The 25,138-nt window shown below is 48.2% G+C and carries 29 protein-coding genes and 1 riboswitch; of the genes, 4 read left to right on the top strand and 25 right to left on the bottom strand.

Going from position 1 to position 25,138, the window contains the following annotated elements; genetic code table 11:
- Positions 1-6 precede the first annotated feature (6 nt).
- From K7G97_RS06470 to K7G97_RS06430, 9 genes are all read right to left on the bottom strand, one after another.
- Complete coding sequence (locus K7G97_RS06470) at positions 7-1,140, bottom strand: hypothetical protein (RefSeq protein WP_223041665.1); 1,134 nt, start codon at positions 1,138-1,140, stop codon at positions 7-9.
- A gap of 285 nt (positions 1,141-1,425) precedes the next feature.
- Positions 1,426-1,953, bottom strand: a complete 528-nt coding sequence (locus K7G97_RS06465; RefSeq protein WP_223041664.1) for a DUF2812 domain-containing protein — start codon at positions 1,951-1,953, stop codon at positions 1,426-1,428.
- Positions 1,943-2,275, bottom strand: a complete 333-nt coding sequence (locus K7G97_RS06460; protein ID WP_223041663.1) for a PadR family transcriptional regulator — start codon at positions 2,273-2,275, stop codon at positions 1,943-1,945. Before K7G97_RS06460 ends, K7G97_RS06465 begins: the two co-directional genes overlap by 11 nt.
- Before the next feature lie 135 nt (positions 2,276-2,410).
- Positions 2,411-4,069 (bottom strand): FAD-dependent oxidoreductase, encoded by a 1,659-nt coding sequence (locus K7G97_RS06455; RefSeq protein WP_223041662.1) that lies wholly within the window; start codon positions 4,067-4,069, stop codon positions 2,411-2,413.
- 20 nt (positions 4,070-4,089) lie between these two features.
- Positions 4,090-5,394, bottom strand: a complete 1,305-nt coding sequence (locus tag K7G97_RS06450; RefSeq protein ID WP_223041993.1) for an arsenic transporter — start codon at positions 5,392-5,394, stop codon at positions 4,090-4,092.
- 129 nt (positions 5,395-5,523) lie between these two features.
- Positions 5,524-5,838, bottom strand: coding sequence for an ArsR/SmtB family transcription factor (locus tag K7G97_RS06445; protein WP_223041661.1), 315 nt, complete (start codon positions 5,836-5,838; stop codon positions 5,524-5,526).
- A gap of 182 nt (positions 5,839-6,020) precedes the next feature.
- The gene (locus K7G97_RS06440; RefSeq protein WP_223041660.1) at positions 6,021-7,031 is read right to left on the bottom strand and encodes an ABC-2 transporter permease; all 1,011 of its coding nucleotides are present in this window, start codon (positions 7,029-7,031) and stop codon (positions 6,021-6,023) included.
- A 68-nt stretch (positions 7,032-7,099) separates the two neighbouring features.
- Positions 7,100-7,522 (bottom strand): MarR family winged helix-turn-helix transcriptional regulator, encoded by a 423-nt coding sequence (locus K7G97_RS06435; RefSeq protein WP_023467873.1) that lies wholly within the window; start codon positions 7,520-7,522, stop codon positions 7,100-7,102.
- A 75-nt stretch (positions 7,523-7,597) separates the two neighbouring features.
- Positions 7,598-8,332 carry a nuclease-related domain-containing protein gene (locus K7G97_RS06430; protein WP_223041659.1) on the bottom strand — a complete coding sequence of 245 codons (735 nt, stop codon included), beginning with the start codon at positions 8,330-8,332 and terminating at the stop codon, positions 7,598-7,600.
- A gap of 130 nt (positions 8,333-8,462) precedes the next feature.
- Between K7G97_RS06430 and K7G97_RS06425 the strand changes: the two genes are divergently transcribed.
- The gene (locus tag K7G97_RS06425) at positions 8,463-8,768 is read left to right on the top strand and encodes a hypothetical protein (RefSeq protein WP_035398001.1); all 306 of its coding nucleotides are present in this window, start codon (positions 8,463-8,465) and stop codon (positions 8,766-8,768) included.
- 43 nt (positions 8,769-8,811) lie between these two features.
- Here K7G97_RS06425 and K7G97_RS06420 read toward each other — a convergent pair whose 3' ends face one another.
- Genes K7G97_RS06420 through K7G97_RS06405 form a run of 4 tightly spaced genes read right to left on the bottom strand, consistent with a single transcriptional unit; the run spans position 8,812 to position 10,982 of the window.
- Complete coding sequence (locus tag K7G97_RS06420; RefSeq protein ID WP_223041658.1) at positions 8,812-9,186, bottom strand: cupin domain-containing protein; 375 nt, start codon at positions 9,184-9,186, stop codon at positions 8,812-8,814.
- A 15-nt stretch (positions 9,187-9,201) separates the two neighbouring features.
- Positions 9,202-9,948 (bottom strand): SDR family oxidoreductase, encoded by a 747-nt coding sequence (locus tag K7G97_RS06415; protein WP_023467869.1) that lies wholly within the window; start codon positions 9,946-9,948, stop codon positions 9,202-9,204.
- A 25-nt stretch (positions 9,949-9,973) separates the two neighbouring features.
- Positions 9,974-10,366, bottom strand: coding sequence for a cyclophilin-like fold protein (locus K7G97_RS06410; RefSeq protein ID WP_223041657.1), 393 nt, complete (start codon positions 10,364-10,366; stop codon positions 9,974-9,976).
- Between the two features lie 49 nt (positions 10,367-10,415).
- Positions 10,416-10,982: a DapH/DapD/GlmU-related protein gene (locus K7G97_RS06405; protein WP_223041656.1), complete on the bottom strand. Its 567-nt coding sequence runs from the start codon at positions 10,980-10,982 to the stop codon at positions 10,416-10,418.
- Between the two features lie 114 nt (positions 10,983-11,096).
- On the opposite strand from K7G97_RS06405, the gene K7G97_RS06400 reads away from it, so the two are divergent.
- Both K7G97_RS06400 and K7G97_RS06395 read left to right on the top strand, forming a co-directional pair.
- Positions 11,097-11,975, top strand: coding sequence for a LysR family transcriptional regulator (locus K7G97_RS06400; protein ID WP_223041655.1), 879 nt, complete (start codon positions 11,097-11,099; stop codon positions 11,973-11,975).
- A gap of 124 nt (positions 11,976-12,099) precedes the next feature.
- Positions 12,100-12,453, top strand: coding sequence for a hypothetical protein (locus K7G97_RS06395; RefSeq protein ID WP_223041654.1), 354 nt, complete (start codon positions 12,100-12,102; stop codon positions 12,451-12,453).
- A 187-nt stretch (positions 12,454-12,640) separates the two neighbouring features.
- On the opposite strand, the gene K7G97_RS06390 is transcribed toward K7G97_RS06395, so the two are convergent.
- Genes K7G97_RS06390 through K7G97_RS06375 form a run of 4 tightly spaced genes read right to left on the bottom strand, consistent with a single transcriptional unit; the run spans position 12,641 to position 18,349 of the window.
- Entirely contained in the window at positions 12,641-13,378 is a 738-nt protein-coding gene (locus K7G97_RS06390) for a Bax inhibitor-1/YccA family protein (protein ID WP_029341341.1), read from the bottom strand.
- Between the two features lie 57 nt (positions 13,379-13,435).
- Positions 13,436-14,227 carry an AAC(3) family N-acetyltransferase gene (locus K7G97_RS06385; protein ID WP_223041653.1) on the bottom strand — a complete coding sequence of 264 codons (792 nt, stop codon included), beginning with the start codon at positions 14,225-14,227 and terminating at the stop codon, positions 13,436-13,438.
- A 13-nt stretch (positions 14,228-14,240) separates the two neighbouring features.
- The gene (locus K7G97_RS06380) at positions 14,241-17,246 is read right to left on the bottom strand and encodes an AAA family ATPase (RefSeq protein ID WP_223041652.1); all 3,006 of its coding nucleotides are present in this window, start codon (positions 17,244-17,246) and stop codon (positions 14,241-14,243) included.
- Positions 17,228-18,349 (bottom strand): exonuclease SbcCD subunit D, encoded by a 1,122-nt coding sequence (locus tag K7G97_RS06375; RefSeq protein ID WP_223041651.1) that lies wholly within the window; start codon positions 18,347-18,349, stop codon positions 17,228-17,230. The genes K7G97_RS06380 and K7G97_RS06375 overlap by 19 nt, the downstream gene beginning before the upstream one ends.
- A 291-nt stretch (positions 18,350-18,640) precedes the next feature.
- Here K7G97_RS06375 and K7G97_RS06370 point away from each other — a divergent pair, with 291 nt between their 5' ends.
- A complete protein-coding gene (locus K7G97_RS06370; RefSeq protein WP_223041650.1) occupies positions 18,641-19,009 on the top strand; it encodes a hypothetical protein in 369 nt (122 codons plus the stop codon).
- Between the two features lie 130 nt (positions 19,010-19,139).
- Here K7G97_RS06370 and K7G97_RS06365 read toward each other — a convergent pair whose 3' ends face one another.
- From K7G97_RS06365 to K7G97_RS06330, 8 genes are all read right to left on the bottom strand, one after another.
- The gene (locus K7G97_RS06365; RefSeq protein ID WP_223041649.1) at positions 19,140-19,496 is read right to left on the bottom strand and encodes a hypothetical protein; all 357 of its coding nucleotides are present in this window, start codon (positions 19,494-19,496) and stop codon (positions 19,140-19,142) included.
- Positions 19,497-19,617: 121 nt separating this feature from the next.
- Positions 19,618-20,625, bottom strand: coding sequence for a ThiF family adenylyltransferase (locus K7G97_RS06360; RefSeq protein ID WP_223041648.1), 1,008 nt, complete (start codon positions 20,623-20,625; stop codon positions 19,618-19,620).
- Positions 20,622-21,386 carry a thiazole synthase gene (locus tag K7G97_RS06355; RefSeq protein WP_223041647.1) on the bottom strand — a complete coding sequence of 255 codons (765 nt, stop codon included), beginning with the start codon at positions 21,384-21,386 and terminating at the stop codon, positions 20,622-20,624. Before K7G97_RS06355 ends, K7G97_RS06360 begins: the two co-directional genes overlap by 4 nt.
- Before the next feature lie 2 nt (positions 21,387-21,388).
- The gene (gene thiS, locus K7G97_RS06350) at positions 21,389-21,589 is read right to left on the bottom strand and encodes a sulfur carrier protein ThiS (protein WP_223041646.1); all 201 of its coding nucleotides are present in this window, start codon (positions 21,587-21,589) and stop codon (positions 21,389-21,391) included.
- A complete protein-coding gene (locus K7G97_RS06345; RefSeq protein ID WP_223041645.1) occupies positions 21,586-22,530 on the bottom strand; it encodes an FAD-dependent oxidoreductase in 945 nt (314 codons plus the stop codon). Before K7G97_RS06345 ends, thiS begins: the two co-directional genes overlap by 4 nt.
- Entirely contained in the window at positions 22,527-23,120 is a 594-nt protein-coding gene (locus K7G97_RS06340) for a thiamine phosphate synthase (protein WP_223041644.1), read from the bottom strand. The genes K7G97_RS06345 and K7G97_RS06340 overlap by 4 nt, the downstream gene beginning before the upstream one ends.
- A gap of 82 nt (positions 23,121-23,202) precedes the next feature.
- Positions 23,203-23,305: riboswitch (TPP riboswitch) on the bottom strand.
- A gap of 56 nt (positions 23,306-23,361) precedes the next feature.
- Positions 23,362-24,582 carry a beta-N-acetylhexosaminidase gene (nagZ, locus tag K7G97_RS06335; RefSeq protein WP_223041643.1) on the bottom strand — a complete coding sequence of 407 codons (1,221 nt, stop codon included), beginning with the start codon at positions 24,580-24,582 and terminating at the stop codon, positions 23,362-23,364.
- Entirely contained in the window at positions 24,579-25,004 is a 426-nt protein-coding gene (locus K7G97_RS06330; protein ID WP_023467853.1) for an OsmC family protein, read from the bottom strand. Before K7G97_RS06330 ends, nagZ begins: the two co-directional genes overlap by 4 nt.
- Positions 25,005-25,138 lie beyond the last annotated feature (134 nt).

The raw sequence follows: 25,138 nt of genomic DNA, 5'->3' as shown, positions 1-25,138 counted from the left end.
CCTGCCTCACTCAATCACAAAGTCGATTCCAATCGGTCCTTCAACCGGCACCTCGTGAAGCAACTCATACTTTTTATTCGTAATGAGCAGTTTCCCTTTATCCGGGTGTTCAGGGTCAAATTCGATGAAGTATGATTTTTTCGTCTTGGGATGAATATATAAGTACTTGTACCATTTGTCTGCTTTCCAAAATTTCGGTTTGATTTTCTGGACCGAGAACGATTGACCGAACGTCCATTTGACTAAAATGTGGTGATCCCGATTTTGATTAGCACGAGAAAATTGTTGAACGACTTGAACCCCTTGTGTTGCATCGATCATTCGAATCGGATCGGTACTATCAAAATTCGTATTCTGAAGAAACGGATAATATCGCTCGGTTTGTTGCCCTGCCTCATTAATCCGAATCATCCAGCCATCCGTACTAGCGAAGTATGCCGTATCATCCTTTCCATAAAGTGCTGAGTATGCATATGGCTCATCTCTTTTACGATATACGACTGGTTTTTCAGTCCGCTTATCCAAAAAAATCATCGCCGCTTTTTCTTCTTGTTCATCTTCGCTACCAATACTGGCATACGCTAAATGCTGCTTCAATTCAATCATCATCGAGTTTTCTGGTTCGAATCGCGCAGGCGTCTCATAGTTTTCTTTTGTATCAAAATTAGAAAAAGTGTGCGAAAATCCTGTTCCTTGAGACGAGCGCTGCGTACCGGTTTTATATGAATTCAACGTCTTGAACCATGTATTCGGACCAAAGTGTTTGATCGATTCCATCATGGGATCGTGTTTGAAATACGTCACACTATGTTGAACAAACCGTCGTTTCGTAAAATCGAACGTATGGAAGTGATTCGGATATCCTGCGCCAGAGGCATACAACACATTCGGCGTACTCGGTTTTTGCACAAGCGTCATGTTCGTGATTGCAGGATCATGGATCTGACGTTCGTTTAATACCTGTCCTTTCATGTTGATCGTGACAATCGAACTGTAAGCAAGTTCAGGATCATTCGTTTTCCCTTGTCCCTGTCCTGGATAGACCAACATCACGGTGTCTTGTTGAGGACTAAAATCGATGGCTGTAATCGAAGAACGTGGTAGAATTTTTGCGTTTGCACGATCCTGTTGCACTTTCATCCAGGTCGCTAAAAGAATACTTCCACTGACAAAAAACACTAGACTAAAAAAGATCCGCTTTTTACGGATAGACTTATCCATTCGATTCATGACCCCTTAACTTGTTGATTTAAACAATTACTTCTATCTAGTTATACACTGTTAGATCGATGTAATACGCCTTTCTTACAACACTGTTAGACGAATTGACCAACTTTACAACATCCTCCTGAACTCTAACCACCAAAAAAATTCCTCACGTTTCATTTAGAGACGTGAGGAATTTTAAAATCAGGTTGTATGCGTTTAATCCTGCTCCGCAATGGCACGCAATCCACGTAACGTTTGAATTTTACGTTCGTGGCGTTGCATCACGAATGAGAGACCCGTCACGATCGCGAGGTTGAACCAGATCATCGTGTCGGTAATCGGATTAAACAAATTAATGAGTACTGCAATGATGTTCACGAAAAAAATGACTTTATAGAGTTGCAAAATCCGATGTTCGTGATGGATCTGTGAATCAAAGTCCGAGTACAAATGAAATGGTTCATCCGAGGTCCGTTTTCTTAAGAAGACCCAGCGGAACGATGTATCCACGACTTCGATGCCCATCTCTTCCAAAAACGCAAAGTAATCCTGCGACTTCGGATGCTTTGGCATGTTTTCTAATAACTCGATTCGATACGTGTACATACCAGGTTCACCTTTGATGAACACATAACGTCCGAGTCGAAACTGCTGTAAGTACCAGCCGTTGTTTGCCATCTCGTTTAACCACACTTCTTCTTTTGCATAATCAGCGTAAAAGCGATAGACCGTTTTACTGCTCACCTTGATCCACTCCCATCGTTTCTTGTCCATGTCGCACGAGTTCTTTTAGTCGATCCAGCTCTACCTGTAATCTCTCCCGCCCCTGATTCGTTATGATGTACTCTTTCTTTCGCCCTGTTTCTTGCTCGATCGCTTCAATCCATCCTTTATCGACCAGACTGCTGAGTGCGCCGTACAACGTACCAGCAGCTAATTTGACACGATCGTTGCTCAACTCCTGGACGAATTGCATGATGCCATAGCCATGACGGGGTTGTTGAAGTGACAGTAAAATATAATAGACAGCTTCTGTTAATGCTGTCTTCTGGACTGTTTTTTCCATTTTCTCACTTCCTTACTACGTCTTCCGTTATATCGTCTCCCGATACACTAAAAATATCCTATTTCTAACGATTTGGCAACAAAAAAACGTGATGATCCCTAAATGAATAGGATCATCACGCTACATGGATCAATATTATGACAAACATTTTTTGATATGTTGATAGTTCTTGTTACCGCCTGATAAGTTGCATACATCCGTAAATCCAAGGTTTTTCAAGACGTTTTGCGCAGCATTTCCGGTTACCCCTTTGTTGCAGTAGACGATCGTCGGTAACGTCGGATCCAGTTCCTTCGCGCGTGTCCGCAGTTCACCAAGCGGGATATGGATCGCTCCATCAACATGATTTTTTTCGAATTGTGCTTTCGAGCGTGTATCGATGATTTGGAACGACTTCCCGCTCGCGACTTGGTCAATCAATTCATTCGGCGTCATCAAACGCGCTGTTTTTTTGATGGCATTATCGAGCGCCATTCCCGTATAGAGAACGGGATCCTTCGTCGTCGCAAACGGTGGTGCGTAGGCTAAGTCGAGATGGAATAAATCCTCTGCCTTCGCCTTAAAGGTGATCGCCGTCGCTAGGACATCAATCCGTTTATCGACACCTTGCGGACCTACGATCTGGGCTCCGAGAACTCGCCCTGTCGCCCGATCAGCGATCGCTTTGATCGTCATCTCTTTCCCGCCCATGTATTCCGGACGATCTGGTTTGATGTTATGCAAGACTTCGATGTCATAGCCTGACTCACGCGCTTCTTTTTCCGTCAAACCTGTTTGAGCGACCGTCAAATCGAATGCCTTGAAGATACCCGTCCCTAAGATCCCACGGTGCTCCGCTTCTTCTCCAGTAATGACCATGCCGGCAATCCGTCCCATCTTGTTCGCGGTTGACCCAAGCGGACGATAAAGTGCTTCACCCGTGATGACGGAGAAACTCTCTGCGACGTCGCCGACTGCGTAGACATCGGCTACATTCGTCTGCATGTGACGGTTGACTGCGATCGCCCCTGTTTTACCGAGCTCTACACCGATCTGTTTCGCAAGACCCGTGTTCGGCTTGACGCCAACCGATAAAATGACAAGATCCGTCTCGATCGTTTTACCACTCTCAAGCGCGACCTCAGAAATACGTTCTTCTCCGTTGAACGCTGTCACGGATTCGCCAAGCAAAAGGGATACCCCTTTATCTTTCAAATGATCCGCTACGCGTTCTGCCATATCGCGATCAAGTGGCGGCATGACTTGCGGCAAACGTTCGACGAGCGTGACTTGAATGCCGCGATACGTCAATTGTTCTGCCATCTCGAGTCCGATGAATCCTCCGCCGACGATCGTTGCCGTTTTCGGATCATGAGCGTCGATGTAGGACCGGATCGCGTCGGCATTGCGGACATTTCGAACCGTAAAGACATTCTCATGCTCAACACCTGGAAGCGGTGGAACGATACTAGAAGCACCGGTTGCCAGTACTAACGTATCATACGTGTCCGTGAATCGATCCCCTGTCAGGAGATTGACAATGGTAGCTGTTTTTGTCGCATGATCAATCGATTCAACTTCGTGTTGTGTATGAATATCGATGTTATACCGTTTTTTAAAGAAAGCGGCATCGCGTGGTGTCAACTCATCAATGTCAGCGATTTCGCCACCAACGAAATAAGGAATCCCACAACCTGAATACGAGATGTCCTGATCCCGATCATAAATCGTGATTTGCAACTCTTCACTGTTACGACGTGCTTTTGCTCCGACTGATGTTCCCGCAGCAACTGAACCAATAATCATCAATTTCATCTTTCGTTCCTCCTTAAAACTCAATAAAGTACCAAGCTGATATACAAGCCAAGTAATGTGATCGCAAGTGTCGGGATCGTCAGAATCGTTCCGATCTTAAAGTATTGCCCCCAACCAATCTTCACGCCTTTCGTCCGAAGCACGTGTAACCAAAGTAATGTTGCTAGACTTCCGATCGGCGTGATCTTCGGTCCAAGATCAGATCCGATGACATTCGCATAGATGAGCGCCTCTCGAATCGTTCCAGTTGCCTGGCTCAAGTCGATCGCAAGGGCATCGATCATGACGGTCGGCATATTATTCATGATCGACGACAAGATGGCAGCCAAGAAGCCCATACCAAATGTTGCGGCTGCTAAATTCGTTGCAAAGCCATCAATGATGTCAGCGAGTACTTGTGTCAATCCGGCATTTTGCAGTCCGTAGACGACGATGTACATGCCAAGTGAGAAGAAGACGATCGCCCACGGTGCACCACCGATGACCTTTTTCGTCGGTACGCTCGGTGAGCGGCGTGCCATCAATAAGAAGAACAAAGCGATGATTCCAGCGACAAGACTGACGGGAATGCCGATGACGTCACTCGTAAAGTATCCAACGACAAGCAAAATGAGGACGAACCATGAAAGCTTAAACATCCGTTGATCCTTGATCGCTGTCGCGGGTGCGACGAGTTGCGCGACATCGTAATTCTTTGGAATACTCTTTCGGAAATAGAGATACAAGACGATCAGACTGCCGATGACAGAAAAGAGATTGACGAACACCATCCGTGACGCATACTCCGTAAACCCGATGTTAAAGAAGTCTGCTGAGACGATGTTGACGAGGTTCGAGACGACGAACGGCAAACTGGCTGTATCGGCAATGAATCCGGAAGCGAATACGTAGGCTAACACGACATAATCCGGAAGTTTCAAGTGACGAACCATCGCGAGGACGATTGGTGTCAGAATCAAGGCTGCCCCATCGTTCGCGAATAAAGCAGCAACGACAGCACCGAGCAATGTCATATATACGAATAGTTTGACACCACCACCTCGTGCGATGCGTGCCATGTGGAGTGCCGCCCATTCGAAGAATCCAATCTCATCAAGAATCAATGAGATGATGATCAGAGCGATGAATGTAAAGGTGGCATTCCAGATGATGCCCCAGACAGTTGAAACATCATCGAGATTGACGACTCCCGTCAATAGCGCAACGAGCGCCATCCCCATCGCGGAGTAACCGATGCCGAGTCCTTTCGGTTGTTTGATGATTAAGAATAAGGTGATCAGAAAAATTCCGATCGCTAGTAAATGTGTACCGGTCAATGCGTTCACTTCATTTCTGTATAAAATTTCGAGTGGTTCTATTAATGATTCGTCATCCTTGAACGTGTCATTCAGAATGGAATATCGTTTTAATTCCCCTGCCTTACTCGGGCTAATCCATTTCATCCACAATGTGTCTTAGCAGCTTCTGTCCGGGATGTCCGGCGTGTCCATTTCTGCTAAAATCGTCAATAACAATCTGTGTTGCGGGTGATCTGGATTGATTCGAAAATAAATCCATTGTCGTTCCCGTCGTTCCAAGATGAGCTGGGATTGACGCAATAATTTTAGATGACGACTGACTGCCGGTTGCGAAATATCAAACATCTCGACGAAATCACAGACACAATGTTCCCGAACATGTAGCCTTCGCAAAATTTCAAGTCGTGTTCCATCGCTCAGTAGCTTCAAGAACTGACTCATCTCTTCTACCCGTTTTGCTGTCTCGATCACTAGAGTATCCTCCTCTCTGTTATACGTATAGTCCATGCATGATCCAGACACGAATCTATCTTTTTCGCTTTTCACATAACCATATTATTATATAACGATTTTGTTATGCAATGATTTTTTCGTAAATCGATTTTAAACAAAAAAATCGCCATCTCATTCGATGACGATTTTTCTTACATTCTTCATGCAACAACATGTCGTGCTTGTCGTTGCTCTCTCCAACTCATCACTAAACATGTCACAATGAAACTACCGAGACCAATCAGTGATAAATGAAGCACCTGTGTCCCTACTGAACCATCCATGAACAGCAATCGACTGAAGCCGGAGACTGCATTCGGAACGGGTAGAAATGTCCCAAGCGATTGATAGAACGGTGCCAACATCTTCGCCGGCACGATGTTTCCGGCAGTCATTAACTGGAACGGAATCAATGCGACATTGACAAGTGGCGCAATCGGTCCAAATATCGCAAAGTTCATCTGCGTGACAGCGATACAGGTCGCGACGACAAGGAGTTCGAACGCCCATAGTTTTATGAACGGTGTCGTAATATCCGTTAATACATGTGCCACGGAAACGAGCAGCAATGGAACGACCAGAAGGACGATTCCGTGTAATAGTTGGCGACTCCAAAATAGGGACCAGATCGAATGACGCTTACTTAAGATCGTGCTGACGAGATTGAATTGAATTCCCATCGTCATCGTCGCGATATAGATGACGAACCCGAGGACGAGTGGCAGCATCGACAAGGCAAAATCCGAGACAGCATGCTCCGTGACGATCGATGTCGTGAACGTCGGCTCACCATTCAACTGTTTGCCGATCGTTTCCGTTGCCCGCTCGAGAATCGCATTCGCAAATTCAGCATTCGTCTGGCTGACGTGTGCCGTCAGTTGACGCGTTGTATCATCCTTTTGTAGGACGAGATCGACTTCATTGGCATCGAGTGCTTCCAACCCTTTCGCTTCGGTCGGAACTGCTTGGACTGTGAACGGTGCTTCCTTTAGTGATGTGACGAACGGGTCGTTCACTTCGCCAACGACACCGACGTTCAATTGATCGAGTCGTTCCGTCGTTCCTTCGTAACCAGTCATCCAGACGACGAGGAACAAGAGCGGGACGACAATCGCGAAGACGAGTCCCACTTTCGTTTGTGTCATTGACCAGACATCTTTCCATGCTTTCATATTACGATCTCCTTTTATATGCATTACTTATAATATCACATGCAACTATATGTCCGAAGGAAAACCATTCACGTCACATTCCGGTGAATGGTCTCAAGTGTTTCCTTTAATTGCTCGATTTGCTCTCGCGAGAGTCCACGGAACGCTTCGAGTTGTAGCTGATCGAGCTCTGGTCCGAGACGATCGACGATATCGCGTCCTTCTCGTGTCATCAAGAGCAGAACCGCTCGTCGGTCCCGGGGATCCGGCGTTCGAACGATCAATTCTTTTTTACCGAGCTTATCGAGAATCTTACCAATCGTCGTTTGATCACGTTCTGTCACGAGTGCCAGTTGCTTTTGCGAAACACCATCTTGTTTAGCGAGTTCGCTCAGGACAGAAAACTGCTCTGGTGTCAGTCCGAACGCTTCCATCCGTTTAGCAGCAGCACGTTTGAACGCATAATAACTACGGGATAATTGCATGCCAAGCGACCATTCCGATTCTTTCATCCCATCATCTCCATATAGTTGCACTACTTATTATTTATTCACTATACCTGAAGAAGAACAAGTCCGTCAACGGTCTCATTTTGCCTGGCGTTGACGAATCCCATCGATATGCGCTTGTTGCGTGGCACGATCGACCTGTGAATGAACTCCGAGTTTTCCCGCGATCGTATCGACTTGACTCGGTGTCAACGCCTTTTCTGTCGCGAGTTGCTCGATCGTCTTACGTAAGACGTTTCGTTTCAAGACACGGACATGAGCTGAATCGACGGTGATCTTTTTCAGTTCACAGCGTTCGCTGAAGACGATCAAGGAGTGAAAGAGCGCGGGATCCGTTCCTTCTAAGAAGCGTTGCATGCTTTTGAGATGCCCTTCATTTTGTTTGATCGGATTATAGAACCGTTGCTTGAAGCGATTCTGGAACTGCTGCGTCCACTGACGGTCCTGCTCGCGTCCGAAAATCCACCCGCTGTAGTTTTTCGATTCGAGTACATAGATGCCACTTTCATGAATGAACGTCACATCGATCTCCGTCGTTCCTTCTCCACGCGCACGTGGTAAGTATGTATTAAAGACATAAGTGCCGTATCCGGAAACTTGATCGAGTTGACGTGTCGTCAAGTATTCGCCCCATTTCCCTTTATCACGAACGATCCGTAAAAACGGTTCGCGCGTTAAACGATAATAACGACTACTGTGATACGAACTGCGTTTTACGAAGAAAAACAGACCAAACGTTCCGAAGAAGAACAGTACCATGATCAGTCCGATTTGAATCAAGAGCGGTAAAAATGTCACTAACACATTATCCACTAGATTTATCTCCTTTCCATATTAACCCTTTATTTTCCACTATATCAGCATAATCAATTTCTGCATCATTTTCCACTATTTGTTATGGTGACTATCCTATGGTACGGTGAAACAAAGGAAGGTGTTCACCATGGATTCTGTCGTCACGTTCGCACCACTGATCGTCTTATTCTTCATCTGGATGTCCTTATCCCAAAAAGCAGACGAAGCGAAACGCCGCCAACAAACGATTCTGAAGAAGCTACAACGGATCGAAGAGCACCTCGGTCTGAATGAGGTGTCACTAGAAGAAGCAGCGTTACAAGTCGAACTGGTTCAGTTGCTTCATGAAGGAAAGACGGTTGAAGCTGTCAAACGCGTTCGAGAGACGCTCGGATCGTCCTTGCTCGAAGCAAAACAATACGTCGATCAACTAAAAAGTGAGCACGGACTATGATCAAAAAGACCATCTGACAGCGAAGTTCAGATGGTCTTTCTATTCATTCCGTTACTTCATATTGTTCGTATGAAACTGCCTCGAGCCAGATTGGTGTCCCAGCAGTGATCGCAATGTGCGAAAACCAGGAAGACCGTGTTGCCCCGTGCCAATGCTTCACACCATCATGCGTGACGACGACATCTCCTGCTTGCAAATGTCGAGCGGGTCGTCCTTCTTCTTGATACCATCCTTCCCCTTCCGTGACGAGGAGAATTTGATATCCCCCATCATGGATGTGCCAATGATTCCGCGTCTTCGGCTCGAACGTCACATGTGATACGGAAACGGGTAACGATTCGTCGACAAGTGGTGCTAAATAACTGATACCTGTGAATACCTCTTGATACGCTTCGTTCTGTTCGCCTCGTGGAAACATTAATACTCCTCCTTTTTACCACGGTTGAGTCGTTGGACCGACCGTAAATTCGCTCACGTTCGTATCCTCTGGTTGATCGATCGCAAAGGCGACGATCCGCGCGATACTCTCTGGTGAGATACCGTATTGGTCATATAGTGCCGTCATTCCTTCCAGGGACTCTCCGTGTGAGATCGTCTCGAGCAATTCGGTATGAATCGCTGCCGGATAAATCGTCGCTGTGCGGATATTCGTTCCTTCTTGCGCCGACTCCATCCGTAAGACTTCCATTAAGTTACGTACTGCCCATTTCGTTGCGCCATATACGGCTCCACCCGGATACGCCTTAAGACCTGCTACGGATGAGGTCGTCAGAATATGCCCCGCACGTTGGGAGGTAAATGTCGGCATGACAGCCGCAATCCCGTTCAAGACACCTTTCAGGTTCACGTCGATCATTTGATTCCACTCGTCTACTTGTAAAGCAGATAGTGGAGAACTCGGCATCAGCCCCGCGTTAAGGAATATCGCATCAATTCGACCATACGCCGTCAATGCTGCTTCGATGAGTCGTTGATTATCCTCTAGTTTCACGACGTCTGTCTCTTGGTATATTGCTTCCCCGCCTTCTGCTTGAATCGATTCCGTGAGTTTCGCCAGTCGATCATTGCGCCGTGATCCTAAGACTAGCCTTGCCCCCTGTCTTGCCAGTAAGCGTGCTGTTGCTTCTCCAATACCTGAACTTGCTCCTGTGATGATAATGACTTTTCCTTGAATGGCCATGATGATGACTTCCTCTCTTGTTTTCTTATTGTTTCGTACTCATTTGAACACGTACTGTATCAGCCGATAATAGTTCGGATAATCGATTCGGTTCGACCCAACCAATTCGCGTGTATTTTATATCCGTTTGAAACGACTCATAAAACAGGACGAGACAATCTGATCCATACAGCATGAGATCTCCCGCTTGCACCGTTCCGACATTCTTTGGATTCGTCGGTAACGAGAATTGCACGTAATGATACTTTTCATTCCCATTCAACTCTTTCATCTGCATCGCCAGCGGCAGTCTTTTTTGCAAGGCCATCGCTGTCTCATTGTCCGCAAAACGAATTGGCACGGTTGTTCCATCGATTTGAAGCAAGACGGATTTCAGCTCCTTTTGTTCTAAATCACTCGATCGTGACGATTCTTTCATGTCGGTGCATCCACTCAAAAGAAAAAATGCAAGTAGACAACCGTACCATCTACTCATCCGACATCTCAACCATTCGAATGATTCTCGCCGGAGTACCTGCGACGATCGTACGGGGCGGGACATCACGTGTAACCGTGGCGTTCGCTGCGACGATTGCATCCTCACCAATCGTCACGCCAGGCAAAATCGTCGCCCCAGCGCCAATCCAAGCATTACGACCGACATGAATCGGTGCTGTCTCAACGCCGCCTCTTTTCGTCGGTGCTTCCGGATGGTTGACAGTCAGCAACCGTGCGAATGGACCAATCAAGACATGATCGTCTAACCGAATCGACCCAAGATCCGTGAACATGACACCTCGATTGAGAAAAACGTGCTTGCCGATGGATAGATGCCGTCCGAAATCCGTAAATAGAGGCGTTAAGACTCTAACAGACGAATCGATGTCTTGCCCTGTGATCACGGCAAGTGCCTGTCTTCTCTCTTCTTGTGAGACCGCTTGATTCAATCGCTGTATTTCCGGTTCAATTTCATCTTGAATGGCATGAATGTGCTCAAAAACCGGATCCGCTGGAAGAATCGTATGTTTTCTTACATAGGTTTGTAGTTCAGTCATCGTACATCCTCCTTTCTTTTGATTGCTTGATCTCATCTTACGGCTGACAACCATTCATGTCTAATGCTAATCTTAAGTAATAAACCATACGCTTTTCGCATGGATAGAGGTGAAATGATGGAATTACAGCAACTACGTTATTTTTTAGCTTTAGTTGAAGAAAAAAACATTACGAAAGCGGCGCGGATCCTTCGGTTGTCGCAACCGGCATTATCGCGTCAACTGCAACAGCTAGAAGAAACGATTGGGGTCGAATTGTTCGAACGCTCGAAACAGGGGTTGCGTTTAACAGAAAAGGGACGATTCTTTGAAGAGCGCGCACGCGAGATGGTTACACTAGCAGATAAGGTATTGGTCGATTTGAATACAAAAGAAGTATTGACGGGTGAAATTCATATCGGTGGTGGCGAAACACAACAATTGACGACGGTATTGCAAGCGTTTAGAGACTTACACACCATTCATCCTGATGTAACGATTCGTATGTATAGCGGCAATGGGAATGATGTACTTGACCGGCTCGAAAAGGGATTGCTCGATTTCGGACTTGTCATTGCTCCGTTCGATCTATCCGCGTTTCATTCCTTACGGTTGCCCGGTCAGGACCGTTGGGGGGTCTTAACACGTCGTGATGCCTCGATTGCACAGTCTAAGACGATTTCACGAGAACAACTTGTCACCCTCCCGTTACTCGTATCCGAGCAGACACAACTCGACACGTATTTCCGTGAACAGAGTGGGTTAACGCTTGAGGATTGTCAGATCATCGGAACATATAATTTGTTGTTCAATGCGTCCTTACTTGTACATCAAAGGGTGGGTCACGCTCTAGCAATTGATGGCATCATTGATACGACCGCTTCCGATCTAACCTTTCTCCCACTTGATCCTCCCGTCGTTTCGGACGTTCATTTGATTTGGAAAAAGGAGGCGACTTTATCGCCTAGTGCGCGTGTATTACTGCGAACGATTAAGGAAGCGTTTCGTTTATAAGAAAGTGGTAATGAAGATACAATAGTTATTTTTATTAAACTTAAACCTCTAAATAAATAGACAAGCTCTAACTGGTTTAAAATATTTCCGATACAAATTTTCTCGAAGGAGCATGATTTATGAAATGAATACATTACATGTATGCTTAGTTTGTGGATTTGAAGGATTAGAAGAACCAATCTTTGTAGGTGGGGAGTATTCAAAAACATATGAAATATGTTCTTGTTGTGGATTTGAATACGGGTTTAGCGAAGATCATGAGGTAATCCATGGTTTTATAACAATACCCGAAGAATTTTTAGAAGTTGCATTTCAGTTATATCGAAAAAAATGGATTGAAGAAGGAATGAGAATTTTCAGTCCAGAGGCTATTCCTGAGAATAAAAGAAATAATGATAATTTAAAATTTGATATTTTAATAAAGCAGCTGAATGGTTTGAAATTAGATTTATCAAATTTTGATATTACTGGATTTTAAAATTTTTGCTCGTAATAACCGGATATGGCAAGATGCTATCCTTTTATCCGAAGGGTCAAGAAACAATTCAAACCTCCAAAAGCTTACGAATTAGCTCTTGAATACCTCTGAAGATTTATCCCATTCCTATATATAACATACAACAAACCCTCATTTCGTCTTTGAAATGAGGGTTTGTCTATTGCTGTTAATCCCGCGCTGCGAGGCGATACAAGAGATCGAGTAATTCAATATAGAGCCAGATGATCGTCACGATCAATCCGAATGCTGCAACCCACTCCATCGACTTTGGAGCACCGGCGCGCACTTGTTGGGAGATAAAATCGAAGTCCATTACGAGTGACAAGGACGCCACGATGACGATGACGAACTGAACGCCGATCGCAACCGGTGAACTACCTGTCATGAATGGGAGGTCGACACTAAATAACGCGAGAATCAAGTTGACCGCATACAAGACGAAGATCGAGAGAATCGCTGCTGTGACCGCAGAACGGAAACGTTGCGTCACTTTAATCATCCCCGTCGAGTAGACGAACCACATCGCAAACGCAACGACGAATGTCGCAACGACTGCTTTTCCGACGATTCCTGGGTACATACTTTCGAACATCAACGATAACGCTCCGACTGCCACACCTTCAACGATCGCATAAACCGGAGAAAGGACTGGAGCTGTTGCTGGTTTGAATGTGATGATCAAGGCAAGGATCAGACCGATGACGAATCCACCGATTAATGCCGGGAATAGGAACGCTTGGTTTTCTGCGAGGAAGAACCAACTACCCCCTGCTGCTGCTGTGACGAGAGCGAGCATCAAGAAAATCTTGCTCATCGTCCCGCTTTTTGTCATTGGTCGTTCTCCGACACGTGCCGTATCGAATCCGCGACGCAATGCCGGGTTTACTTTAAAACGTGAAGCCATTGCTTTCACTCCTTTTTGTGATTCTGTTTTCTACTACGAAGGTTTCCCGAAAAAGTTTCAAAATAACCATTGATCAAGCGCTTTTAATTGCAACATGACGACCGGGATCGAGGCTTTCGCATCGATACGGTAAGATTTCGCTTGTCCGATCAGACCGGACGTGACGAAATCGGCACTTTCTAACCCTTCACCGATCGGACCGAACGCATCACTATCGATTTGGCGATGTCGGTAATGAATGAATCGTTCCGTCGATCCTTCTTTGACTTTACAACCATCCTCGACGTCCGGACGATTTAACCCGTATTCCGCATAATGCCAGACAGTCGTTGTATCCCAAGGCGAACCGATATGCAGGATTTGACCGTCGGCCTCGATGAAGCGTTCAATCGGTGAACCCGGACCGAAGCCATTTTCTAGTGTATGATTGGCAACGAATGTCGCCGCATCTTTCCCCCAAGCCGTCACGGACCACATCGGATGATCGCTTCGAACGACGCCGGGATACGTTCGAAAGACCTCCGGTACGCGACCGATGCCGCGCGTGACCGTTTTTGCCGGGTCATATGCCGGCATCTCCCGGCGGATCGTTTCCCACCATTCTTCAGGCACAGCCGGTTGGCTCCAGTTCTTCGGATCCGAATTATCGGTACTTTGTGCCGGCATCATGATTAACCCTTCCGTCGTGACGACCTCCTGCAAGGCTTCGATCAACGCTTGTACGCCGCCGGGAATCCAGCCGATTTGTTTAAGTGACGTATGGACGAACAGTTTCATACCGGGCGTCACACCTAATTCGCGTAACGCCTCTTTGATTTGTGATTTCGTGACCATGTTTCGTGTTTCCATCGATCTTATCTCCTTACTCGACGACTAGTGCAATCGTCGACCCCGTTTTTCCTTGTTTGACCTCGATTTTTGCGTCAACTCGTGACTTCAGTTCCTGGACGTGACTGATAATCCCGACCATCCGACCGCTCGCTTGAATTGAGAGCAACGTCTCGATCGCTTGTTCGAGTGATTCCGGATCAAGTGTTCCGAATCCTTCATCGATGAACATCGTCTCAAGCGATACCCCACCGCTTGCTTCTTGCACGACTTCCGACAGTCCGAGCGCAAGCGCAAGGGATGCTTTGAAGCTTTCGCCACCGGATAACGTCTTGACGTGACGCGTTTGCGACGTGTATGCGTCAAAGACATTTAAATCGAGCCCGTATTTCTTCTGTCCTTTTCCTGCCTCCGTTTTCCGTTCAAGCTGGAAACGACCAGATGTCATCTCGTGCAGATGCCGGTTTGCGGCGAACAATATTTCATCAAAGTATGCCGTCTGGACATACGTTTCGAACGTCATCCGTTGCGCATTCTCCCCGACACCGACGCGAGCGAGTTCACCGATGACCCCGTATCTCGCATCCTCGTCCTCAATCTGGCGTTGCAAGTTCTCCCAAGCCGCGATCAATTGATCGATGTGTGCGCGTTCCTTCTCGAGCCCGACACGTCGATCGGTCCGCTCCGTCAGTTCGACCGACGACGTCTTCACATCCATCCGCAATTGTTCAAGATCCGGACGCACTTGACCTTCCGTCTTCAAGCGGGCTTGTTCCTGTTTCAGCTTCAGTTCCTGCCGTTCGAGGCGATCTTGTTCCAAACGTTCTTGGAGTTGACGAAGCGCGTCACGAGACCGTCTCGCTTCACGGAAGGCTTCAATCGTCGGAAACGTTTCTTCTGCCAGGACTGCGTGTAATGCGTTTTCGCGGTTCGTTAATCGGTCGTTTTGTTCAGCAGATGCCTCGGTCAATTGACGGAATCGACCTTGGTGTTCCGCGAAGTCACGATCGAGCTGTTCCTTCTCGCGTAACTGTTGCTGTTTGTCTTGTTTGAACTGCTCGATACGTGTTTCTGCCTGTTGTTGTTCCTCACGAAGTGCTGGTAGCGATTTCGCGGACTCTCCTGATTGACTCAGACGACCCGTCAAGTGTGCCAATTCCGATTCGATGACATTCCGGTCTTTGATCATTGCATCGATTTTCAGTTGTAGCTGGTCCATGGATTGCTCGAGTTGTTGCAGACGAGTCTCAAGACGCGCTTTTTCCGTCTGCGCTGCCGCTAATCGGGCTTCCGTCTGTTTGACTTCCTGAAGCTGTACTGAAACATCCGCATGAGATGACTCGTTTTCACTCGTCTTTTGCATCTCGGTCGTCAGTTGCTGCAGACGCTCCGCAACCGTCCGGTACGAGGCTTGTAATTCTTGATGCGCTTGTTGGGCTTCAAGGAACCGCTGCTGTGCTACATCGACGGATAATTCCTTTGCGACGGCGACAGCATGATTTGGATGCGACGTGCTGCCGCAGACCGGACAAGCCGTCCCGTCTGTCAATCCTTTAGCAAGTTCAGCAGCCAGTTGTTCCCGTTCGTATCTGCGCGCTTCTTCATACTGGCGCGCCGCTGCCTCTTTTTGATCCCGGACGCTCGTGCCGCGGACGATCAGCTGTTGCCGTTCTGCTTCCAATTTGTCATGTTCCGCTATCTTTGTCGCTAGCTGTTGCAGGATGAAGCGCCGTTCTTGCACCTGTAAGCGTTCTGCTCCAACGTTTTGCAATGGATGCAGTTGTTCTTGAATAGTCTTACGTTCTGTCCGTGCTTGTTCGAGTTGCTTCCGTAATGACTCTGGGTCCAGAAGCTTCAAACGTTCTACTAGTTGTTGCTGTTGTTGCCGTAAAGCCGTTTCTGCTTCCAACCGCGCGCGCTCTTCTTTAATCTTTTCGAGACGACGACTGAGTTGCTCAATCTGTGGTTCCTCCGCTAGCAATCGATCGACTTTTGCTTGAACGACCTCTTGTTGCTCTTTCAAGCGAGCGATGTGCTGTTCGGTTTCCTGTTTTCGACGTGTGAGTTGCGTCAATTGTTCTTGATCCTGCTGCCACTGGTCATAGATCGGTGCGACGATTTGAGCGCGTTCAGCCACCGTTGCTTCTTCTTGCATCCGCTTGATTTCCGGTAAGCGATCCAGTAGCAATTGTTCCGTTTGTTGAAGTCGCTCCTGCTCTTGGAAAACCGCTTCGAGTTGCTCGCCTTGCTGCAATTGCGTCGTTTTCTTCTCAACGATCGCACGAGTCTCTACTTCAGCTTGACGCGCAGCCGTTAACCATTCGTCCCGTTCCGTCGTCAACGCCTCCATCCGTAACCGGATGTCGCCTTCCGTCAACTCACTCCAGTTCGCTTGCAATGGTAATTCCTCAAGTTTGGCCCATTGTTTCGTCTTTGTTTCCTTGATGCGTGCCGCAAGATCGAGCGCTTGTCGGTGCAAACGTTGCTGGAACTCACCGTAATGTTCCGTCTTGAACAGTTGCTTGAGAATCTGGAGTTTGTCTTTTGACTCTGCCATCAACAGTTCGCGGAACTTATTTTGCGGCAACAATAAGATTTGCGAAAACTGTTTATGGTCGAGCTGAATCAGCTCTTGAACCCGTTGCTTGATTTCCGGAATCTTGATCGCAAGCGGTTTCCACGTCGTCCCGTCGAACCGAGCGAGCTCGGCTTCATGCGAGTAACCGGTTTTATTGACCGGATGCGGTTGACTCGGTTGGCGGATGATCCGGTACCGTTCTCCTTTCAGCGTAAACTCCAGTTCAACTTCCGTCTTTTGCTCGGGCACGGCAAAATGACTTCGCAGTTCGCTCATTTCCCGCTCACCACCAGACGTCTCGCCATACAGGGCGAACGTCAATGCGTCAAAGATTGTCGTTTTTCCTGCTCCGGTATTCCCGGAGATGACGAACATCGTCCGTCCGGCAAGTGCCGTGAAATCAATCGTCTCTTCACCAGCAAATGGTCCAAAGGCGCGTAATGTCAGTCGTTCTGGGCGCATGTCGCTTCCTCCTTCAGGACGGCTTGCATCGCTTCCGTCGGTTTCTTCTCACGGACCGCTTCGTAGAACTCACTGAACAGATCCGCAACGGATGCATCCTTGACTTGCTCCCGCGACGCCTTGACCGCCCGTGTACTCTCGCGGACGAATCCGATTCGCTCGAGGTGCAGGATGTTCGGATAGATTTTCTTCAGCTTGCCCATCGGATCCATCAAGGCTTCACCATCCGTTAGATTGATTTTTAAGTAATCGTCCGTGTTTTGTGTCGCGACAAACGCCGGGTCTGTCAGCTCAGTGAGACTTCCAGTCAATTCCCGCAAATCACGTTTCGGTGCAAGTGGTTCGAACCGACGATCGAACGTACCCGCATCGTTCAACGTCAACACATCGACCCCTTTGACATGATGGGCTTCCGAGAATGAATATTTCAAGAGCGATCCACTGTAACGAACCGTCTCGGATTGAATCGCAAGCGGATTGTGCAGATGACCGAGTGCCGTATACGTAAACGGTGCAAATTGGCTCGCACTGACCTGTCCTGCTGTTCCGACGGACAATTGCCGCTCCGAATCCGTCTCGAGTCCACCGATCACAAAGGCATGACCGACGAGGACACTCGGTCCGTCCGGACTACACCCGGCAAGGATCGTCCGCATCGCGTCATCATGTGTCTTGATCGTTTCGTCCTTGTACACGTACCGAACCGTTGCAGGATCGGCAAATGGCACTGGATAGAACGACACTCCTTTAATCGTGACCGGAGTAATGACCGGCGTTAGTTTTCCGACGAGATGCAGACCGGCCCGTTGGAGTAACGTTGTTCCGAAACTTAACCGTTCAGCCGAATCGTGATTTCCACTGATCGCAACGACCGGGATATCCCGGTCAAGAATCAAGGCAGCGAGCGTCTCGTCAAGCAGTTCGACGGCTTCCGTTGGTGGCACAGCGCGGTCGTACAAGTCACCTGCAATGACGATCGCATCCGGTTGTTCGCGATCGACGAGTCCCAAAAAATCGGCTAAGACCGCCCGCTGATTCTCGAGCATCGACTCGCCATGAACGATTTTGCCGAGATGCCAATCGGCAGTATGTATCCATTTCATCTTCATCACACTCACTTTTTAAATATAGTAGCTTAAGTGTAGCATGCGAGCGTTCGTTCTGCGACGAACATCCGTTTGGAACACAAAAAGCAAGAGTTATTCTGACACCCAGCGATGCTATGACAAATTTAGACGAAATGAAATTAGGATTCTTCTTGATCAAGAGAAAATTACTTTATCTTCAATATCAAATCAATTTCTGTTTACCTTATCATTTTTAATAATTTTGAACTTCAAAAAACTGCTAAGATATAAGGTATACATTTCCATCCGAATTGAAGGAGCTAAAATATGAAGAAATTATTAATGTTGACTGTATTATGTACTACTTTATCAGCCTGTAACGTAAACGATTCTAAACTCAGTTTTAGTGAACTAAAAATAGTACCTAACGCTATCCAATCGAAGATCAATCCCGCCAATACCTTACAATTGATCAATACGAAAGACAAAGTCGCTTATGTTGTTTATCAGTCAAAGAAAACAGTTGCCACTGATCTTGAGGAACAAGGAGATACGCTAAAGATTAAATTGAATGAATCTAAAACTTATAAGAAAACGAAGCAGCATGTCTACAAGTTAACATTAGATCCTGAACATGAAATCATCGATGTCTACGTAAACGGTAAATCTACTGCTTTCGATAATGTAACCAACTGATAAATCTAGATATAACAAATAGAAACAGCATACATACTAAAACCCCTTCATTTCTTTTGTGAAACGAAAAGGGTTACAAAAAAGCAGGAGGCGAATGCCTCCTGCTTTTGGCGCTTTCACAACGAGCGTATTACTTCGTCCGTTGTTTTCTAAAGCGTTGGACGGAACGAATCACTGATACGGATCCACCAATGATCGCACCGACACCGACGACGATGCCCGTTTTGAATTTCGTCCCCTGTTTTTCGGATGTATGCGTTGCTTGATTGTGTTCAAAGAGTTGTTGGAGGGGCGACGACGTCTCGACTTCGAGAATTTTCGATGCATCCTGATGCACGTCTTCTCTACGTTCGACACTACAAGGTGACAGATAGAATGGGTTCAAGTTCGTCCGGTATCGATCCGGATTCCAGTTGGCTTGCTGAACAACTGCTTGGGCGTCTTCCGTCTGTGCTTGATCCTTGATTGGATCGAATTCTTGTTTCATCTGAATCACTCCTCTTCACGTTCAAAACCTATAGACCGATTTACGTCTGAAGTCTTATTTACCTGTTTTTCAAACATTTAAAACATGCATCTGAAAAATTTGTTTACTGTTTTGTGAACGTTTATCCGAAATAGGCATGATAGAGCCGCTTCGCTTTGACGAGATCCGCCTCGCCATGAATCAGAACACGTCCATCCCGAAAAGCGACCATCCGATGTTCGTCCGTCGTAAACGCCAGCAAATATGGATTATGAGCAGAAATCGCAGCGACCGGCAGGAGACGTTGTTTCAACTGTTCCAGATCCCGCTGTCCGTCTCCGCGGATTTGAACGGCATCGCGACCGCACAGTGCCGTGAAACGTACCGTTTGATCCGATAAGTAAGGATAGGACGGCTCGATGCCGCACGACGGGCACTCCGTTTTCTTCAGTGACTGGACGTTGATTTGTTGAAACGTATTCGACCAGACATCAAACGCAAGCAAGCGCGTCCGCATGGCGCCCGTCTGTCCGCTCAACCACTTCAATGCTTCTGTCACCTGCAAGGAAGCGACCATCTGTACAGCTGGTCCGATGATCCCCGCCGTATCACACGTCTCCTGATCCCGTGGTAATTGATCGAGTAGACAATGCAGACACGGCGTCTCCCCGGGACGGACGGTAAACGTGATCCCGTAACTGCCGACACAGCCACCGTAAATCCACGGAATCGAACGCATCAACGCCATATCGTTCATCAGCAAGCGAATATCGAAGTTATCCGTCGCATCGATGATCAGATCGATATCATCGAGAAGCCACGTCAGTGCTGCCCGGTCGACGTCTACTACATGTGCTTCGATCGCGACTGTCGAATTGATCGCTTCAAGCCGTGCTTTTGCGGCAATCGCTTTTGGTACGATGTGACGCGCATCTTCCTCGGTATACAGCTGTTGTCGTTGTAGATTACTCCACTCGACATAGTCGCGGTCGACGATTCGGACGACACCGACACCGGCGCGGACGAGTTGTTCTGCCGACGCCGTTCCGAGTGCTCCCATGCCGATGATCAGTACCCTTGCTGATGCCAAGCGTACTTGTCCCGCTTCCCCGATCGGTTGAAATCGAGTTTGCCGTGAGTAACGGTTCATCGAATCAATCCACTCGTTGGACTACTCGCGACCGCATACTGTTTCTTCTCAATACGTCCCGCTTCGTATCCGAAACGTCCTGCTTCGACAGCTAGTCGCATGGCGTGCGCCATCTTGACCGGATCTTGAGCATGGGCGACAGCGGAGTTCAATAAGACACCATCCGCTCCTAGTTCCATCGCATAGGCGACGTCGGTTGGCGAGCCAATCCCGGCGTCGACAATGACCGGAACCGTCGTCTGCTCGATGATGAATCGTAGATGGAGCGGATTGAGAATACCTTGTCCGGAGCCGATCGGTGACGCCGCCGGCATGATGGCGTGACAACCGAGTTCCTCGAGTCGCCGTGCAAGGACGACGTCGTCCGACGTATACGGTAAGACGATAAAGCCTTCTTTGAGTAATTCTTCAGAAGCCCGTAGCGTCTCAATCGGGTCAGGTAATAACGTCTTGTCGCAACCGATCACTTCGACCTTGACCATGTCGCACATACCGGATGCCCGCGCAAGCTTCGCCAACCGTACGGCTTCTTCTGCCGTCTTCGCACCGGCCGTGTTCGGTAATAAATCGTACTTTGTTAAATCAAGCGACTCCAAAAAATTCGCTTGTTGTTTGTCAAAGATGTCGAGCCGACGGACGGCGAACGTCAAGATTTGTGAGGCGGACGCATCGATTGCTTCTTGCTGTACCGTAGCATCCGTATATTTCCCCGTTCCGAGTAATAACCGTGAGTCAAATGTCTTTTCTCCAATTTTCAGCATGTTTATCCTCCTCCTACGAAATGAACGATTTCAAATGTGTCGTTGTTCCGAACGACCGTCTGACCGTACGCCATGCGATCGATGATGTGTCGATTCTGTTCGACGATGACGAGCTTTTCCCCTAAGCCGAGTTGCGTAAGCATGTCCTCAATCGTTTTAATCTGTTCGATCGTGTGGTCATTGCCGTTAATCGTAATGTTCATCGGACTTCCTCCTTCTGAATCAACCGTAATGTATTTACCAAGACTTCCGCTGTCGCCGGTGCGAGTAATACGCCATGCCGATGATGCCCTGTCGCCATGAAGATCTGACGGGATGAATCGGCGACTCCGATATATGGCAAGCCGGACGCCGTTTGCGGTCGTACACCGGACCAGACTTCTTCGATGACCGCGTCACGAATCGGTGGATACAGTCGTTCTGCTGCTTGAAGCAATGACGTGACCCCAACGACACTGACACCGACCGTCTCGTCGTGCGGCAGTTCGGTCGCACCGATCAAAATTCGTCCGTCTGCTTTTGGCACAAGATAGACAGCGTCATCAAACAGGATCGAGCGTAACGACTGACCCGAGAGACGGACGGCAAGACATTCCCCTTTGACCCCATATGTGGCGATCGAAATGCCGGCTGTATCGAGCAAGGCTTGCGACCCGCGTCCAGCAGCGACCGTCACCGTTCGTCCGGTCCACGTTCCCGCATTCGACTCGACCCTGATGAAGTCATCGCTCTCTTCGATGCATGTAACATCTACTTGTTCTTCGATTGGTACCCCACGCTTTCGTAAGGCATATATCAATGCAGTCGTCAGTCGTCGTGGATCGATTTGACCGACCGCTGGAAACAGATGCTCGCGTCCTTTACGTTTTAACAAAAACGGTTGTTCCCGGTACCCACAATCGATGCCCGTCTCTCGCTCGAGACGACGTGCAAGCAGCGGATACAGACGACGACTACGTGCGGCAAGTAGATGCAATTCCGCTCTCAGCTCGATGTCTGTCGCGAGCATCCCGGCAGCTGCGCGGCTCGTTCCTTGTCCGCATGTTCCGCGTTCTAAGACGACGACGGATTCATTCTGACAGGCGAGACCGTAAGCAAGCGTCAACCCGATGACTCCGCCGCCGATGATGATGTGATCCGTCATACGCGAACCCCCTGGTAACTTAGAATGGCGGCGAGTGGATCCGATTGACCGAGAATACCCGATAAGACAGCGATTCCGGTTGCCCCGGTCGCTGCGATTTCAGGCATGCGTTCTGGTGTGATCCCGCCGATCGCAATGACCGGTTTTGTCGTGAAGGTGACGACTTGCTTCAAGGCGTCGATTCCCCGTGGCGGCACATTCGGCTTCGACGCTGTCGGATAAATATGACCGTACAGCAGGCGGTCGGCTCCTTCCGCTTCTGCTGCCAGTGCCTCTGCTAGTGAATGGACCGATTTCCCGATGACGAGATTCGGAAAATGACGTCGCACATCACGGACACGCAAGGACCGGCGCGTCAGCTGCACACTGATGCCTGCGACATGGGCAACATCGACCCGGTCATGAACCGTTAACTGCTCAGGCGAATAACCATGCGCAAGGAGCGCGTCGATTAGATCCAGTAATTCTGCTGCCGACAAGTTCGGTTCTCGTATATGCAGCTGATCCGTATAAGGTTGAAGGGAGTGAAAGGTCTTTATTCCGTCAAGCGGATGGATGGATCCCGTCGAAATCAGATGTAAACGCATCATGTTCTTCCTTTCCATACGAAAAAGGACCACTCCCGATGTTGAAGGGAGTGGTCCGAAAATGCGCTGAAGCGCTAAGGATATCTAGGATTTCGAGCCACTTCCCTCCGCTAGTACGAACTAGATCAGGTTCAAAGGGTCCGGATACTTCCGTCTCAGTCTGCTGGGAGACTCCCCTAGTGTCTTTTCGTGTTTAATTGGCTTGCCCCATTAGTCTAGCATGAGTCGCTTTGCTTCGCTAGTCCTAGTTGAGCGCTTCCACTTGCTGAATCAGCTCCGATTTCGTCGGTCGCTGTTGCTCTTGGCTGTCGGCATACATCTGCTTTAGCTTCAGGATGCGCATTACTTTAGCATCGAGCATCTCCGGCGTCAGCGTTTTGTCTTTGACGGCTTGCATCACTTCAGCATGAACTTTTGCGTAAGCACCTGCCTCTGAAAACATCGCCATATCAGCTCCATTGACGAGTGACTGACGTGCCGCTTCCGCGAGACCATATTGTTTCGTGATCGCCCCCATGACGAGATCATCTGTGATGATGACACCGTTGAATCCGAGTTGTTGACGCAAGAGGTCAGTCAAGATCGGCTTTGAGAGCGAGGACGGATTCGTATCGTCATACGCTGGATAGAGAATATGGGCGACCATCACCATCTCGGCGCCCTCTTGAATCGCTTCTTTAAACGGTAACAGCTCCGTCCGCTTCAATTCTTCCTTTGATGCCGTCACTTTCGGTAGCCCGACATGGGAATCGACACTCGTATTGCCGTGACCGGGAAAATGTTTGACGACCGGAATCGTTCCCGTCTCCTGCATCCCGTGCATCAGAGCCGTACCAAGCGTCGCGACGGTCTTCGGATCAGCACTGAACGAACGGTCGCCGATGATCGGATTGTTCGGATTACTGTTGACGTCAAGGACCGGCGCGAAGTCCATGTTGAAGCCATAAAAACGTGACAAATGACCGAGCGTACGTCCGACGTCTTCCATTTTCGCAGTATCTGCTCCTTGCGCCATCCGTTGACTCGTCGGTAGACGTAATCGTTGATCCGGTACCCGGCTGACGCGTCCGCCTTCTTCATCAATCCCGACGAAGGCATACGGTTTTTGGTTCGTCTCTTGAATCGCACGCGTGAACGTCAAGAGTTGCTCTTCCGAAGTAATGTTTCCACCGAGCAATAAGACCCCGCCAATCGCATGCGACTGTAATAATTTTCGGTCAGCTGCTGAAAGTTCCGTGCCGGCGACTCCGATGTAGAGCAGTTGATCGACCTTTTCGGACGTCGACATTGCTGCCAATTGTTGCTTTAGTTTTGCTTGTTGTCGTTCTTCTTTCGTCGGTTCAGGCTTCGGTTTCTTTTCTTCTGTCGGTTGCTTCGCTTCCGGTTGCGATGGTTTCGTTGGTTCCGTCGTCTCCTGCGCACACCCTGCAAGCAACAGGCAACCGATCAGTACGACTTTCTTCACAAAGGATCCTCGCTCCGCACACCATTGATCGAATAATAGACGGAAATCTCAGCGTTCAGTGATTGCGAAACCGAACAATATTTATCCTTTGATAACGAGATGGCGCGACGGACCTTATCTTCCGGGAGATCACCTTCGAGCCGGTAATGAATCGAGATCGACGTAAAACGCCGCGGGTGGTCCTCTGCCCGTTCTCCTTCGATATCCATTTCGAAATGGGTGATCGTCAAGCGCATCTTCTCTAAGATTGAAACGATATCAATTCCGGTACAGCCGGCAACGGCATGTAGCAGTAGTTCAGTCGGTCGCGGCGCTTGATTTTCGCCACCGTTCTCTGGTGCTGCATCCATCGCCAGATGATGCCCTGATTCCGTCTGTCCACTAAATCCCATCTGTTTGTTCCATGTCACTGTCGCTTGCATCGTTTCCACTCCTTTATAAGTAGTCTTCTTCTGTAGTATACGCAAAAAACAGTACTCCTGGAAATTCACACGCTATTTTGAATAATGGTTCTTTTCCCGAAATCTCGCTTTGCGATACCCGATGAAATCGTTTC

The sequence above is a fragment of the Exiguobacterium acetylicum genome (genome assembly GCF_019890935.1).
Classification (GTDB): domain Bacteria; phylum Bacillota; class Bacilli; order Exiguobacteriales; family Exiguobacteriaceae; genus Exiguobacterium_A; species Exiguobacterium_A abrahamii.
Note: the sequence above shows the minus strand (reverse complement) of the source record. Positions and strands in the feature narration are given on the sequence as shown.